This window comes from Bacteroides sp. An51A, from assembly GCF_002161565.1.
Taxonomy (GTDB): Bacteria; Bacteroidota; Bacteroidia; order Bacteroidales; family Bacteroidaceae; genus Phocaeicola; species Phocaeicola intestinalis.
The window spans coordinates 135977-152247 of record NZ_NFIC01000002.1; the positions used below are offsets into that span (position 1 = coordinate 135977).

The following is a 16271-nucleotide window of genomic DNA, read 5'->3' on the forward strand; positions in this document are numbered from 1 at the left end:
CAGCCGTTTTTTTAGATATGGTTACAATTCAATTTTTAATTTTGAGTTGTGCGCTGTACTGTGCAAATCACATAAGTGTCAATGTCACCCCACTTATAGCTTACTTTTACAGGAATATAAACCTTGAATTCTTGAACATTGGCTGTATTATTCCAATAATGCAAAGTGCCATAGTGAGTTCTTAAGTCACTCAATGATGCGTTTGCTGCAGGAACTGAAGGAGTGCTCGTTTGCCCGTTATAAGTAAAGCCGACGGCTGTAGAAATGCTGTTCAGCAATGGCCATGTTGCTGCCTGGCTTTCATCAGTCAAATTCGGATTATTCAAGTTTGTCCTGATTTGGTCTGTATCGATACTGATATTTTCTACTTCATAATAGTGGAAATAATCCAAGTGATCGCTTACAAAAGCACGGTCTCTCCAATCTTCCAGTCTTACCAAGTCTAATACGTATGCCCATGCTTCAGGTTCATCGGCATCTACGCCATCAACGAAGTAGTCACGTTCGCCGCCTTCTACATCAACCGGACGCAAGAAGAGAGCGTCGAACTTGTCATTAGCCAATGGTAGCAGATTAGAACATTCATTGAATGCTGCGACACCAATGTTGGCAGTGAAGGTGTTCTCCAAGTCAGCATGGCTCACGTAGTTCAAAATGTCTTTTGCCACATATGTATCTTGATAAGTAACCTTGCCTGTTTCTTGGTCTATTACAGCAATCAAGTTGTTGGTAGCAATTGTATTTGCATATAATGCGGTATTATTATATTCTACTCCGGTTGCTTGGTATACTTGGTCGTAATCAGCAGGTGTTGTGTTGGCTACTACCAAAGTATATTCTGTACCGCTGTTGCCTGTAACTTGCTTGCCATTGTTCTCAGCTGAGAAGTAATAGATATATGCCAGTTTGTCATCTTGGAAGTCAGCAAAGTTTGAAGCGACACCGAAAGTAGGAGCATTTTCATTGTATACTATTGAACCAGCCGACCACGGAGTAGTACTCCAATTGCCATGACCCAGTGTCTCGTTCACTTGGAATACATAGTCGAAATCATTGACGAATTCACAATCAGCATTTGCAGTCGTACCCGGATTGCTTTCAGTTCCAGGGACTTCAACGTTCAAATGGATTTCGTGAGTGCCGTTGTTGAGTGAGTTCTCAGCATACCAGTATTCATTAATCTTATTATTCAAGATTCCTTGCGGATAATGCAATGTGACAGAAATGGGCACATAGATAGGTTGTCTTGTATCACTCGTGTTGCCGCCTATTTTACCGACATATCTTACGCATCTTACAACGGTAGTTTCGTATGCGTTTGCAGGTCTGAACTGGATGAAATCAGCTTGGTCAACTGTCCATTGCAGACAAGTCGTTGTCGGATGTTCCGGATCTACAATTTCTTCAATGGTGCCTAAGATTTCTGATGATGTAGCTTCTTCGAATGTGTAAGCACCGGCTGCGCCGCTTCTTACGAACTGCTTAGCATTGCCCGAAGCATCAACGTCAAGCTGATACAATGCGTCAAAGGTTTCTTTTGATGTTTGTGCTGTGAGACCCAGTAATTCGGTTTGAGTTTCAGCCCATGTCAGCTGATCGTCTTGTTCGGCACAACTATAGTACAAGTCTTGAATATCGAAATCGCTAGTCCATTTCGGCATAATATCTTCAACAATCAAGAACTTAATATAACCGATGGCAACGATTTCGTTGTTTTCGGTGTTTATCAATTCTGCACGAACCAACGGAGTACGTCCTACTGTTTCAATGCCTTGCACGCCACTCGGCTCACCGCTGTCCGCATTAACACCACATGGACGTAAATAAGTTGCTCCTCCTTCAGTCCTTAGCTGGCAGTTGTTGCTTTCAGAAGTCTCATTGCTTCCAATTGTCAATGTAACAAGCTCAAAATTGTATGCTAAATTGTATTGGCTCAATTCTTCGCTGGTATTCCAAATTTGTTCTTCACCTTTTTTGCCGAAAGAAGAACCCGAATTGCTGCTCCAGTGTGTAGCAACCAAATTGTTCAAGTTGACACCTTGTATGTTATTGTAAGCAACTTTTACTGTTGGGGCATTTTCTACAGCATCTTTTACTTGATAATACAAGTGAGAACCATTGGATACATTGGGGACACTGTGTTGTGTGGCATCCATCGTATAATTCAAGTCGCTATTGTTTTCTTGATAAGCCAAGGCCTTTATTTTGATTTGCGAAGAGTAAACTCCTGCATAGTCAGAAGTGACAATAGTATCTGCGCTACCATCTTTGTTCAAGTTTGCCTGCAGTGCTAAAGAAGTAATTTTATCGTTATTGTTTGTCACTTCAAAATAGCCCTCTGCTGTATCGTCTATTGAATTGCTTTGTTCTGAATTCCATGCCTGATTCATCACATCACAGCCAGCCATACGAATATCTACATACATGATACCATCAGCAACTTTTGTTGTGCTGAATTTCACTTCAGGAGTGGCTTCAGATGCTCTTGTAGTGACAAAGTCTTTATCTTCACTGATTAAACTTACAGTTACATCATCATTAATGATAGCAGAAGTCGGATTCATGTGATAAGCATATGTCAGCCACGGTTCAATGAAAGTTGCATTTGTTGCCAGATTCTGATAGTTATTATTGTCCTCCAAGACGGTATAACTATTATTATTGATAGTTCCGGTAGTTGCAGTATTGTTAATAGTGATGGCACGATAAGGAATCCATCTGTATTCCATAGACTCAACGCCATCCATATAGATCGCATTTTCATGGTCTACATCAAATACAAGCGATTTCAGTTCAGATGCCAGTGGGATAATTACTGTAGTCAATTCGCCATTTGCATCCAATACGTTGCTCATAATCAATTCTTGGGTGTTGGTGTTCCATACGGCAGTAACTGCACCTTCCGGTAACCAAGCTATTGTAGTTGTTTCACGTGTGGTTTGACCATTTTCTTCTGTTACTTTTACCCAATAACCTTCTTCTGTGCCTTCAGTTCCAGGCTCATAATAAATGGTAGGTGCATCAGAACCTGTTCCTGCAGCGCCTTGTGATGGCCTGCCTGTATCTTCACCATCAATAAACCAATTGCCGTTTTCGCCAATTTCGACAACAGATCCATTAGTTCCATTGGTTCCGTTGGTAAGTGTAAAAGAGTTGCCATTGCTTAACGTAACAACAACTCCATTGCCTGTACTTGCAACATCTGTAATGACTGCACCGCTTTGAATTTGAGACTGAAGATTGTCGACGAGTGTTTCTACCGCATCTACACGTTCAGTTAAATTCTGGATGTCATCATCATAGTCTTTACAAGAGGTAAAAGTACTTGCCGAAGCGAACAATAACGCTCCGAACAGCAGTGCACTTAAATACTTTTTTCTCATAATAAAACAAATTTAATTTATAAATTAAAAAACTCAAATCGTTCTAACTCAGGTCTTTGCAAGTCCTGCTTTACCTTTTGTATCTGCCTGTTTCAACTCAGGCTTGTAACCGCGCCGGCTACTGACGGATTGTTTGTAAACGGTTGATTTATAGGAATGTATTCGAATTGCATTAGGATTTGTTAACTAAATGTGCCGGATATGTGCCGGTTTTGTAGTCAGGAAATTGCGCTAAAACGGGCATAAAAAGATGTATAAACAGCCTTAATGGAAATGTTTGGGACTATATTTTGTCACGAAAAATGGACATTAATAAAGTTTAACTTATCCTTTTTGAATGTTCCGAAGAAGGTTCCTTCTTAACCATGCGCTGTATGAAATTGTGCATTTTGTATATGCCATGTAGTAGAGACGATGTGCACATCGTCTCTACAGAAACAGTGCGAAATGTTCAATGAACTGATTATTTTATGGAAAGAATACACATTATCTGATTGAATTTAAAGAATTATTTCCGTAATCGCTTGTGTTATCTCAATAAATCTTCTAATTTTGCATCGTGTAACAGACCGTACTGGAGGATATTTTAGTTCAAACAATTAAATAATTTAAATTCAATCATTTATGTGGTTAAGTAATTCATCTATTGGAAGGAAAGTGGTGATGAGTGTAACAGGTATCGCCCTTGTCCTGTTTCTTACATTTCACATGTTGATGAACCTTGTTGCACTGTTTTCGGCGGAAGGTTATAACACAGTATGTGAATTCTTGGGTACTAACTGGTACGCTTTGATAGGTACCTTGGCGTTAGCTGCCTTGTTTGTAATTCACATCGTTTACGCTTTCTGGCTGACGATGTTGAACCGTGCCGCACGTGGTAACGAACGTTATGCGGTGAGTGCAAAGCCTAAAACTGTGGAATGGGCTTCTCAGAACATGTTGGCTTTGGGTGTGATTGTCATCCTGGGCTTGCTGTTGCACTTGTTCAACTTCTGGTACAACATGATGTTTGCCGAATTGATAGGCAATCCGATGATGGGCGGTCTGGAAGCAACCGACGGTTACGGTTACATTGTACAGACTTTCTCTAATCCGGTATTCTTCGTTCTGTACATCGTTTGGTTGTGCGCTTTGTGGTTCCACTTGACTCATGGTTTCTGGAGCTCTATGCAGACATTAGGCTGGAACAACACCATCTGGATCAACCGTTGGAAGTGCATCTCTAACATTTATTCTACGATTATCGTGCTGGGCTTCATGCTGGTTGCGGTAGTATTTTTTGTGAAGAATTTATAATGTAGGCACTAGGTTACAGGTACTAGGTACTAGGTTACAGATACTTTATATTAAGGATGAAAAAACCTAGTCAACTAGTCAACTAGTTCCTAGTCAACTAAAAAAGAAAACAATTATGGCTAATATACTCGACTCTAAAATTCCTGAAGGTCCGATAGCTGAAAAATGGACCAACTATAAAGCTCACCAGAAACTGGTGAACCCCGCCAACAAACGTCGTTTGGATATCATCGTGGTAGGAACAGGTCTTGCAGGTGCTTCTGCAGCCGCTTCTTTGGGCGAAATGGGCTTCCGTGTGTTTAACTTCTGTATTCAGGATTCTCCGCGCCGCGCTCACTCTATCGCTGCTCAAGGTGGTATCAATGCTGCAAAGAATTATCAGAACGATGGCGACTCTGTATATCGTCTGTTTTATGATACTGTAAAAGGTGGTGACTATCGTGCACGTGAGGCAAACGTTTATCGTTTGGCTGAAGTTTCGAACAACATCATCGACCAATGCGTGGCTCAGGGTGTACCTTTCGCACGCGAATATGGAGGTCTGCTGGCAAACCGTTCGTTCGGTGGAGCACAGGTGTCACGTACATTCTATGCCAAAGGACAGACCGGACAGCAGTTGCTGTTGGGTGCTTACTCGGCATTGAGCCGTCAGGTAGGTGCAGGCACAGTCAAGCTGTATACTCGCTATGAAATGGAAGATGTGGTAATCATCGACGGCCGTGCCCGCGGTATCATTGCCAAGAATCTGGTAACCGGTAAACTGGAACGTTTTGCTGCACATGCTGTAGTTATCGCTACCGGTGGTTACGGTAATACTTACTTCTTGTCTACCAATGCGATGGCATGTAACTGCTCGGCTGCAATGGCTTGCTACCGTAAAGGTGCGTTCTTCGCTAATCCGGCATACGTGCAGATTCACCCGACTTGTATTCCGGTACACGGCGACAAGCAGTCTAAGTTGACTTTGATGTCTGAATCGTTGCGTAACGACGGACGTATCTGGGTTCCGAAGAAGCTGGAAGATGCCAAGGCTTTGCAGGCTGGTACCAAGAAAGGCAGTGACATTCCGGAAGAAGACCGTGACTATTACTTGGAACGCCGTTATCCGGCATTCGGTAACTTGGTTCCGCGTGACGTTGCCAGCCGTGCGGCTAAGGAACGTTGCGACCACGGTTTCGGTGTCAACAATACCGGCTTGGCTGTATTCCTCGACTTCTCTGAAAGTATCGAACGTCTGGGATTGGATGTAGTGCGCCAGCGTTACGGAAACCTCTTCGATATGTACGAAGAAATCACCGATGTGAACCCGGGCAAATTGGCAAACGAAATCAACGGCGTAAAATATTACAACCCGATGATGATTTATCCGGCTATCCACTACACCATGGGTGGTATCTGGGTAGACTACGAATTGCAGACTACCATTAAGGGTCTGTTTGCTATCGGCGAATGTAACTTCTCCGACCACGGCGCAAACCGTCTGGGTGCTTCTGCCTTGATGCAAGGACTTGCCGATGGTTACTTTGTATTGCCTTACACCATCCAGAACTATCTGGCAGACCAAATCACTGTTCCCCGCTTCTCTACCGACTTGCCGGAATTTGAGGAAGCAGAAAAGGCTGTCCAGGCTAAGATTGACCACCTGATGGGAATCCAGGGCAAACGCTCGGTAGATTCTATCCACAAGGAACTGGGCCACATCATGTGGGAATACGTAGGTATGGGACGTACCGAAGCCGGACTGAAGACTGCTCTTGCGAAGCTGAAAGATATCCGCAAGGAATTCGAAACCAACTTGTTCATTCCGGGCAAGAAAGAAGGTCTGAACGTAGAATTGGATAAGGCAATCCGCTTGAACGACTTCATCACCATGGGTGAACTGATTGCATACGATGCATTGAACCGTAACGAATCGTGCGGCGGTCACTTCCGTGAAGAATATCAAACTGAAGAAGGCGAAGCTAAACGTGATGATGCCAACTATTTCTATGTATCTTGCTGGGAATACCAAGGCTCGGATGATAAAGCTCCGGTTCTCTACAAGGAACCGCTGGTTTACGAAGCTATTAAAGTTCAGACAAGAAATTATAAGAGTTAATTAATTTCAGTTGACAAGGTACAAGTTGACTAGTTGACTAGGTTTTAAATAGTATAAGCTTATGAGGACCCATAAAGAATTGGTCGTTTGGCAGAAAAGTATGGAAATGGTCAAGTGTCTTTACTTGGTAACTCAGGCTTTCCCTAAAGAAGAAATATATGGAATCACTTCCCAAATGCGCCGTGCTGCCGTATCGATTCCGTCAAATATTGCAGAAGGATTCGGCAGAGGGTATGATAAAGAGTTGATTCATTTCCTATATATGGCTTTAGGATCTGCATAAGAATTGGAAACGCAGCTTCTTATTTGTAAGGATATTGCATATATTTCGGATGCACAATATCAAGAGCTGGACAGCATGAACAGTGAAATAATAAAAATGTTGACGGCTTTGATAAACAAACGTAAGTCATTTGTATTTTAAACCTAGTTACCTGGTACCTGGTACCTAGTAACCTTAAAAATAAAAACAATGGACAAAAATATATCATTTACGCTGAAAATTTGGCGTCAGAACGGACCGAAGGAAAAAGGTCATTTCGATACATTCCAGATGAAAGATATCCCGGGCGATACTTCGTTCCTGGAAATGTTGGATATCTTGAACGAGCAGTTGGTTGAGTCTGGTAAAGAACCGGTAGTATTCGATCACGATTGCCGTGAAGGTATCTGCGGTATGTGTTCTCTGTATATCAACGGACATCCGCACGGACCTGCAACAGGTGCTACTACCTGCCAGCTCTATATGCGCCGTTTCCACGATGGCGATGTCATTACCGTTGAACCGTGGCGTTCGGCTGGTTTCCCGGTTATCAAAGACTTGATGGTAGACCGTACGGCTTACGACAAGATTATGCAGGCTGGTGGTTTCATCAGTGTACGTACAGGCGCTCCTCAGGATGCCAATGCTATCCTGATTCCGAAACAAGTGGCTGACGAAGCGATGGATGCTGCTTCTTGTATCGGTTGTGGCGCATGTGTAGCTGCTTGTAAGAACGGTTCGGCAATGCTGTTCGTATCAGCAAAGGTTAGCCAGCTGAATCTGTTGCCGCAAGGTAAACCGGAAGCTTTGCGCCGTGCGAAAGCCATGATTGCCAAGATGGACGAACTGGGCTTCGGCAACTGTACCAATACCCGTGCTTGTGAAGCTGAATGTCCGAAGAACGTTTCAATCAGCAACATCGCTCGTTTGAACCGCGACTTCATCAAGGCAAAACTGAAAGACTGATGATTTTTAGGTGCCAGAGGCTAGGTGACTAGTTGACTAGGTACTAGGTGACTAGGTACTAGATACTAGGTACCAGGCACTGAATATTTGGCGGGTTGACAAGTTGATAAGGATTTAAATCCAAGTCTTCTTGTCAACTCGTTTTTTATGAATGTCCGGGAGCTATGCAAAAGAATTTTAAACTATTTGTAATATCCTTGTATAATGTTGGAAGAATCAAGCTGAATGACTATATTTGCAAAGTGATTTTTTTCATAGTATTAGATTTAAGGTTAACAAGGTTGGGAGAAAGCGTTCTCCCATTTTTTTTGTTCTTGGGAACAGTTTCTGAATATCTGCAAAATGCCAATGGTATGAAAAGGAGTTAGAAGAAGTTATGTTCGCTTCGCTCACAGGAGTTAAAGGACAATGGTTCTGTTAGGATTTTCATTAGTAAAAGTATTGGCTTCTCACTCCCTTTAACTCCTTGGAATAACTCCTTATCTTGAGAAGCTGTTTTGAATTTCTCCAAAAAGTTTTTCTTGGCTTGATGTATCTGTTTTCGTGTGTGCTTTGGGCGATTTTTTGGTCCTTTTCGCTCCTGTTCTTCGTCAGATAGCCCGCTATCTTCCTCATCACAGAAGCGAAAATGCCTCAAAAACTCATCCCAAATCATCGCACGATAAATTCAAAATAGCTTCTGAAATTATCCGTTATTTTACAACTTGTTAATTTATCCCTCTCTATTCGTTAATATGTTTTAAAAATTAAACACTTGTATCTTAAATATATTTGTATTTGGTAATTAATTACTACATTTACCCCGTTTTGATAGAGGTTCGATAGAGATTAAAAAAGTTCAGTATGAGATTACTAATTGTAAGTATTTGTCTGGTCGTGGCAAGTCTTACCGCATCTGCACAGAATGTGGTGGTAAAGACTAATTTATTATACGACATAACCGCAACAGCAAATCTTGGTATAGAATTTAAAGTGGCTCCGAAATGGACTGTAGACATATCGGGGAATCTCAATGCATGGACTTTCAGCGATAATAAGAAATGGAAACACTGGGTGCTGCAGCCCGAAGCACGCTATTGGCTGTGCGAACGTTTTAACGGACATTTTGTCGGTGCGCATCTTGTAGGCGGCATCTATAATATGGGAAACTGGAATACAGACTTTACTTTCCTGGGTACCGATTTCGGACAGCTGAAAGAACACCGCTACGAAGGCTGGCTGGTAGGGGCAGGCATAGCCTACGGATACCACTGGATGCTGGGCAGGCATTGGAGTGTAGAGGCTGAGATAGGCATCGGATATGTCTATACTCAGGCAGATAAGTACGAGTGTCCGCGCTGCGGAGAGCAGCTGGAAAACAACAAGCCACACCATTATGTGGGACCTACCAAAGCAGCGGTCAATCTCATTTATGTATTCTAACGGAAGGGAGGCGGTGGATATGAAAAGAATGACACGTAACATATTATCTTATTTGTTCGGGAGCGGGTTGGCTTTGTTGCCACTCATGTCTTTTGCACAGGTACCATCGGCGGGCAATGCTGTCGGTGTCGATGACGTACAGATCAGCCGTGTGCGCGACAGTGTACGCATCACATTGCTGTTCCGTCTCGATAGCCTTCAGATACGTTCCAACCGTTCGCTGGTGCTTCAGCCGTTTTTCAAGGGAGAAAGCGGCGGGCAATGGTTGCCCTCCGTCGAACTGATGGGTCGCAAGCGTTACCTGTATTACCTGCGTAATGATTCGCTTGTTTATGCCGGAACGCCTTGCCGCGTGGTGAAAGCCGGTAAAGGGATGCCGTCCCGGCTTCCCTATCAGGCAGTCCTGCCCTACCAGCCGTGGATGGAAGGTGCGTCGCTCTATCTGGGTAAGGACGAATGCGGGTGCGGACAAGTAATAAACACCATGCAGCAGCCCCTTGCCGTAGCAGATATTGCGTGGCATCCGGCATTGGCATACATTGCTCCGCAGGTCGAGACTGTAAAGAGCCGTCAGCTCAGCGGCCGTGCTTACCTCGATTTTCCTGTCAACAAGACCGAAATTTACCCTGATTACCGGCGTAATCCGGCAGAACTGGCAAAGATACGTGCCACGATAGACAGTGTGCGTGCCGATAAAGACGTGAATATCGTGCAGATATACGTCAAGGGATATGCTTCGCCCGAAGGCACTTACCGTTCGAATGCACGTCTGGCAGAAGGCCGTACCGAGGCATTAAAAGGATATATCATGAACCGTTACGGGCTGGCCGACAGCTTGTTTGCCGTAGACAGCGAGCCCGAGAACTGGGAAGGGCTGCGTGCCTACGTAGCCGGAAGCAGCCTTGCCGATAAGGAAGGCATCCTGGAGATAATCGATAGTAAAGATGAGCCTGATGCCAAAGAGCGGCGTTTGCGTTCGGCTTATCCGCAGGCATACCGCACCCTGCTTGCCGACTGCTATCCCGGACTGCGCCGTTCCGATTACCGCATCGATTATGTGATACGCGGATTCAATGCCGATGAGGCGAAGCAGGTCATCCGCACCCGCCCGCAGAACCTTTCGCTACAGGAAATGTTTGCCGTGGCGCAGACCTACCGTCCCGGAAGTCCGGAGTTTATCGAGGTGTTCCAGATAGCCGTGCAATACTACCCTACCGACCCGGTGGCAAACCTCAATGCGGCAAATGCCTTGCTCGAACAAGGACTAGCGCAGCAGGCCATGCCTTACCTGATGAAAGCGGGCGACAGTCCGCAGGCAGCCAATGCACGGGGCGTAGCCTTACGTATGCTGGAACGGTACGATGAAGCCGTCCGCTGGCTCCACCAAGCTTCCGAAGCCGGACTGGAGGAAGCCCAAGCCAACCTGTCGGGCATTTGAAGGCTCACCACAGATTACACAGATTGAATAATTAATTTTTCATTGCCAATAAAAAATCTGTGTAATCGGTGGTGAAAGAAAAGAGAGTGGTTTTGATAGAGATAACTTTCGTTCTTTGACTTATTGGGAAATACGGGAAAAACAATTAACTTTGCAGTGATAAGTTTAAATGAATATTCGCATTTTGCCCAATGCGCCCCTACGTTGGCTAATTGCGGAATCCATTAGATTTTTTGTAGAATTTCAAAACAGTTTCCTAGTCATACTACTGACTTTTTCGAATAATACAATCAATCCGCCAGTCCCAATGCAGTAGGACTGCTGTTTCATTGCACCGGTACTCCAGTCCTAGTACTATAAGGACTGCAGTCCTGAGCCCTTAGGATTTTGCGAGGACTGAACCTCCCGGTACTGCGAAAGCTGCTTTCTTGCCAAAGTCATATATCATAGTCTTTTTTCATAAGACCAGTTCCCTTTTTCCCGTATTTCCCATGAGTTCGAAGGCAAAAGGTAACAAGTGTATTAAAAACTTAGCCAACTAAAAAAGAGATTACTAATTTAATTATACTACGATTATGAAAAAAGTGAAGTATTTAGCAATGTTGCTCGCGGCTGGCATGTTCGCCGCATGTAGCGACAATTTGGAAGACACAGGCGCAGGAAATGCGGGTGGGACTACTCCTGCTACAGGAGAAGGCTATGTGAAAGTGGCGGTTAATATGCCTACTACGAGCGGTGGAATATCAAGAGCTAACGATGATGGAACGAACACAGACGACAACGATGTAATTCTTGACGATGGAGTGGCTGATGAATATGCTGTAGAAGATGGTATTATTGTTTTCTTTAAATTAGCAAAAGATAAAACAAATCCAGATACAGAGGCTACTTTTGCAGGTGCTTACAATTTAGGTGCTCTCACACCTCAAGACGGTGAAAGACCACAAGTTACAGAACATTATACAATTGTAACAGAAGCACCGATGGTAAATACAGATGATGGTGAAAAACTATATGCATTGGTCATTCTCAACAAACCATCAAATGTTACTGTTGATGCAAATCATAACTTAACAATTCAAAAGTTAGCTCCACAAATTAGTACTTCAAGCACATTGGCAGACTTTACAAAAGCCTTGGAGGATCAGCTCTTAGAAACTTATACAGGCAATAACTATAACAAATTTACGATGACGAACTCACCGTTATCTAATAGAGCCGGTACAGACGATAACACCCTTACTGATAATACTTCTAACGCCCCTGCTTTAGCAGCCTCAACATTAGTAGAAGTTAATGTTTATCCGTTAGAAAGTGTTGCTAGTGCAGCAACTCCTAATCGCATTTATGTAGAACGTGTAGCGGCCAAAGTAACATTAAACATAGCCTCTAGCATATTAGATACTAACGGAGGGCAAGAAAATGACCCAGTAGGCAAAAGAATTAACGTAACAGCCCAAGAAGGTAGTGTTTATAGTGGCGATATAGTAGTACTTGAAGGTTGGGCACTAAATGTAACGAATAAATTAACCTCACTTGTACGTAATGTAGAGGGATTCGGAACGGCTTCAGGTAATTGGATGGAGATTCCTACTGGTAGTATTACAAATAATATTACCCGTTTCGTAGGAACAGAAGTAATTCCAATGGATTATACATCCCAAAACAACAAATTTCGTATATATTGGGCTAAAGATGGAAACTATGCTTCTGGTGATAATACAGCTGGTGATTTTAATATATTTTATACCAATTCAGAAGGTAATATTGTAGACGGGGATGGTACAAACATTACAGAGTCTATAGAATGGGAACCAAACACATACAATGATGCTACTGAAACGGATGACCATGCATTATACTGTTTAGAAAATACCATGAATTATGATATTCAAAACAATGGTTATAGCACAACGGTAGTGCTGAAAACACAGTATCTGACAAAATTTGGGAATCAAGCAAACCCTTCTGCACAACACTTTTTTATCTGCGGAACTAATGAAACCAAATATCCTGCTGATGAAAATATAGGAACAGTAAATGGTGAAACAGGCACAACAGTAGAAAGCATACTTGACTATGTTAAAGATGCAGCTAATGACTTATTAGGGGAAGAAAATGCTGCCAAAATAGACGATTCTGATATTAGTTTACGAGATCTCAAATCAGTAAACGGTGGAACGTATGGTTTGCATGAAGACGATAACAACCTGATAGATCTTGAAAGTTTATTTAATTTTACAGATAATACAAATAAAGAAGTCCAAAAGCAAGCCATTTGGAATGCTGTTGGTCCAATCAAGTTCTATAAAGGTGGAGTTGCTTATTACTATGATGACCTTTATATCCGTCACTTCAGCGATACGGAAACACCATGGGTAGCCGGAGAAACAAAAGGTATACAACATTTGGGACGCTATGGAGTGGTTCGCAATAACTGGTATGAAATCAATATCACGAGAATCAGCGGTCCAGGTGAACCCGGCATTGACAAGCCAGATGTAAACAATCCTAATGATGGTGAAGAAGGTTACATCCGTGCCGAAATCAACGTCCTCTCGTGGGCAAAACGTTCTCAAAACGTAGAACTCTAATTTTATAAAAGAAAATATAAGCAATGTCATCCTGAGCGGAGCGAAGGATCTCGTGAACATCCACGTGGGCGCATCCGAGATGCTTCACTGCGTTCAGCGTGACAATTGATTTTCATTAAATTAGAAAAGAAAACCTCTGTGCCATAGTGTTCATTATTAATTATTAATTACCCTCTGTGCCATAGTGTTCATTATTAACTATTAATTATTAATTGTTAATTATTAAATGAAAGCGATATATACCCTACGAATGCTGGCTATCCTGTGGGCTGGAATCACCCTTTCCGCCTGCACCGACTGGATGTACGACGACCGCAGCGGATGCGAACACGGCGTATGCCTTAGCTTCAAGTACGACTATAACCTGCAGCGTGCCGACATGATCGGCCACGTGGGTAGCGTAGGCGTATTTGTTTACGATGAAGAAGGACGCTTTGTCACTTCCTATATCGAGCCAAATCTCCGCCGCACGCAGCCCTGCCTGTACCTCGATTTGCCCCAAGGAAACTATCAGTTCCTAGCCGTAGCCCAGCAGCGTTCTTTCGACGAGCTGCAAGCCGGACCCGGAGCAAACTTCACCTGGTCGGCACCCGATGCCGGAGACGGGATAGACGACTTCAGTGTATCGCTGGCACATCAAGACTTGGGCAACGGCTTCGCCACGGTGCCCCATGGCAACTTGCCGCTGGACACGCTTTGGCACGCCGTCAGCGCAACGCCTCTTTACGTCTCTGCCGAAGGCTATGCTTACGATACACTTTCGCTGGTGCGCGACACCAAGTCGATATCCGTATCCTTGCGTGAGATAGACCGTCCCGAAACCATGGACGTTGCCGACTATGATTTCTTCATTTACCACCGCGACCTGACCATGGCATACAGCCCGGCAACGCACGACCTGGAAGCATCTGCCCAAGCACGCACGGCTATCTATACGCCCTACGCCACTTGGAACACCTCGGACACCGATGCTTCGGCAGCAAGGTCGGACGCCGGACGCACGGCACATGCCGACTTCATGACCTCACGTCTCTATGCCGATGGCGCCGAAGAAGACCGTGCACGCCTCGTCATCCGCCACCGCGACACAGACCATACAGTGATAGAAGCCGACCTGTGCAACCTCTTGGGTCAGCTTCGCAACTACGATGAAACGCAGCGTTATTCCCTCCAAGAGTTCCTCGACCGCGGCTACGACTTCCGCCTCACCTTCTTCCTGCAAGGTGGCGAGTGGCAATACGCCGAAGTATCCATCGGCATCCTCGGCTGGAGCAAGCGCATCCAGAATGTATCATTAGACTAAGCAAAACCATGAAACGAAACGCTCTGACATACCTCCTCCTCCCCTTCCTGCTGGCACTGCTCGTCACTGCCTGCAAGGACGACACGCTTCCCGCTTCTCCCGCAGAAGAAGAGGAAGCAGGCAGCGGCGTGTATGTAAGTGTGGTAGTGAATACGGGCGGCAGCAATGCTTCAAGAGTGCCTACACCGGGAGAAGACGATGATTTGTCTAAACAATCGGGAACAGGCGATGAGAACATGGTGCATGACTTGACGGTATTCTTTTTGGATGATGACTTGAACAATGCGACAACAATCAATGCTTCTGCCTATTTCAGTGAAAAAGAGATTACTCCGGAAGCATCGGGAAACATCACGCGTTACACCGTGCAAAAGGAAATCGAAGGACTGTATGTAGGCAATACGTATCACGTGCTGGTGATAGCGAATGCTGGAGACTTAACAAATGAGATTACTGATATAGAAGGATTAAAAAATAAGACTTTTAATGAAGTCATCGTTACACACGATACGGAACAATGGTTTCTGATGGCTTCGGAAAAAGACAGCGGAGAAATAGAAATACGTGCCAACAATTCCGAATACAATCAGACATGGGTATCGGTTGATGTAGAACGGATGACGGCACGGGTGGATTGTGCGTGGGGAAATGAATATGAAATAAGTGGAAACAATATGCCGAGCGAAGGAGGAAATCCCAGTCAAAATGAGAAAGATAAAGTAAAGATACTTGGTGCTGCTTTGGTAAACCGTTATGCAGGCGATACGTATGCTTTTAAACGGGTAACGAACAATGTTATTACATTAAGTGATGTGACCTATTTGGGCGATGAGGCAGCAGATGCCAGTAATTATGTATTAGACCCACTGACAGTTCCAGGGAAACATAATTCGCATTATACCTATTATTATATGGAGTATGTGAATTGGGATATAGAGAATGATTTTGCCAATCCTATAGGGAACAATGTTACTTCCGAGCAGGGAGGGAGAACCTATTATCGCCTCAGCTATGCCCGTGAAAACATAAATACAACAGCGCAATTGTCAGAAACAGATGGAATCCAACGATATGCTACGGGCATTATGTTTAAGGCACAATATACGCCTGCCGGATTTTCTGAAGGAGAGACATTCTATCGTTATACCTCTCGCAATGGAAACGGTTCGACCCTTTATACGGCGGATGCTTTAATGGATGCTTTCCCCGAAACCTTTACAGAAGAAAACCAAAGTGCATGGGGCGATATTGACGGTTGTGATGTTTTTCTTAACGGGTGTTGTTATTATGTTTATTGGATACGTCATGCAGATGGTGAAAATACCAATGTCATTAGTCCAATGGAATATGCGATTGTGCGTAACAATATATATCAGTTGTATGTAAATAGTATCAGTCAGTTAGGTACACCCGAACCGGATAGCAATGTGGAAGAAATAAATACTGAGGTGCATTTTCAAGTTAAACCTTGGAACATAAAGGATATAGAAGTTCCTGTTTTTGATTAAT

Annotated in this window: 10 protein-coding genes and 1 pseudogene; 9 read left to right on the forward strand and 2 right to left on the reverse strand. The window is 43.8% G+C overall.

The window, feature by feature from the left end:
- Positions 1–35: 35 nt before the first annotated feature.
- Positions 36–3383: a PL29 family lyase N-terminal domain-containing protein gene (locus B5G04_RS04200; protein WP_087395933.1), complete on the reverse strand. Its 3348-nt coding sequence runs from the start codon at positions 3381–3383 to the stop codon at positions 36–38.
- 624 nt (positions 3384–4007) lie between these two features.
- Here B5G04_RS04200 and B5G04_RS04205 point away from each other — a divergent pair.
- The 4 genes and pseudogenes from B5G04_RS04205 (at position 4008) to B5G04_RS04220 (ending at position 8005) form a co-directional block, all read left to right on the forward strand.
- Entirely contained in the window at positions 4008–4679 is a 672-nt protein-coding gene (locus B5G04_RS04205; protein ID WP_087213311.1) for a succinate dehydrogenase/fumarate reductase cytochrome b subunit, read from the forward strand.
- Between the two features lie 115 nt (positions 4680–4794).
- Positions 4795–6777, forward strand: coding sequence for a fumarate reductase/succinate dehydrogenase flavoprotein subunit (locus B5G04_RS04210; RefSeq protein WP_013618091.1), 1983 nt, complete (start codon positions 4795–4797; stop codon positions 6775–6777).
- A gap of 61 nt (positions 6778–6838) precedes the next feature.
- Positions 6839–7201, forward strand: a pseudogene (locus B5G04_RS04215) (four helix bundle protein).
- A gap of 48 nt (positions 7202–7249) precedes the next feature.
- Positions 7250–8005 carry a succinate dehydrogenase/fumarate reductase iron-sulfur subunit gene (locus B5G04_RS04220; RefSeq protein ID WP_087249503.1) on the forward strand — a complete coding sequence of 252 codons (756 nt, stop codon included), beginning with the start codon at positions 7250–7252 and terminating at the stop codon, positions 8003–8005.
- Positions 8006–8369: 364 nt separating this feature from the next.
- On the opposite strand, the gene B5G04_RS19650 is transcribed toward B5G04_RS04220, so the two are convergent.
- On the reverse strand, positions 8370–8660 hold the full coding sequence (locus B5G04_RS19650; protein ID WP_158100038.1) for a hypothetical protein: 291 nt from the start codon (positions 8658–8660) through the stop codon (positions 8370–8372).
- A gap of 188 nt (positions 8661–8848) precedes the next feature.
- Between B5G04_RS19650 and B5G04_RS04230 the strand changes: the two genes are divergently transcribed.
- The 5 genes from B5G04_RS04230 (at position 8849) to B5G04_RS04250 (ending at position 16270) form a co-directional block, all read left to right on the forward strand.
- Positions 8849–9427: a DUF3575 domain-containing protein gene (locus B5G04_RS04230; protein WP_087250754.1), complete on the forward strand. Its 579-nt coding sequence runs from the start codon at positions 8849–8851 to the stop codon at positions 9425–9427.
- Positions 9428–9446: 19 nt separating this feature from the next.
- On the forward strand, positions 9447–10865 hold the full coding sequence (locus tag B5G04_RS04235) for a DUF3868 domain-containing protein (RefSeq protein ID WP_162614438.1): 1419 nt from the start codon (positions 9447–9449) through the stop codon (positions 10863–10865).
- Between the two features lie 575 nt (positions 10866–11440).
- Positions 11441–13459, forward strand: a complete 2019-nt coding sequence (locus tag B5G04_RS04240) for an Mfa1 family fimbria major subunit (protein WP_087395935.1) — start codon at positions 11441–11443, stop codon at positions 13457–13459.
- 226 nt (positions 13460–13685) lie between these two features.
- A complete protein-coding gene (locus B5G04_RS04245) occupies positions 13686–14762 on the forward strand; it encodes a FimB/Mfa2 family fimbrial subunit (protein ID WP_087395937.1) in 1077 nt (358 codons plus the stop codon).
- Between the two features lie 8 nt (positions 14763–14770).
- A complete protein-coding gene (locus tag B5G04_RS04250; RefSeq protein WP_087395939.1) occupies positions 14771–16270 on the forward strand; it encodes an Mfa1 family fimbria major subunit in 1500 nt (499 codons plus the stop codon).
- The last annotated feature ends 1 nt before the right edge of the window (position 16271 follow it).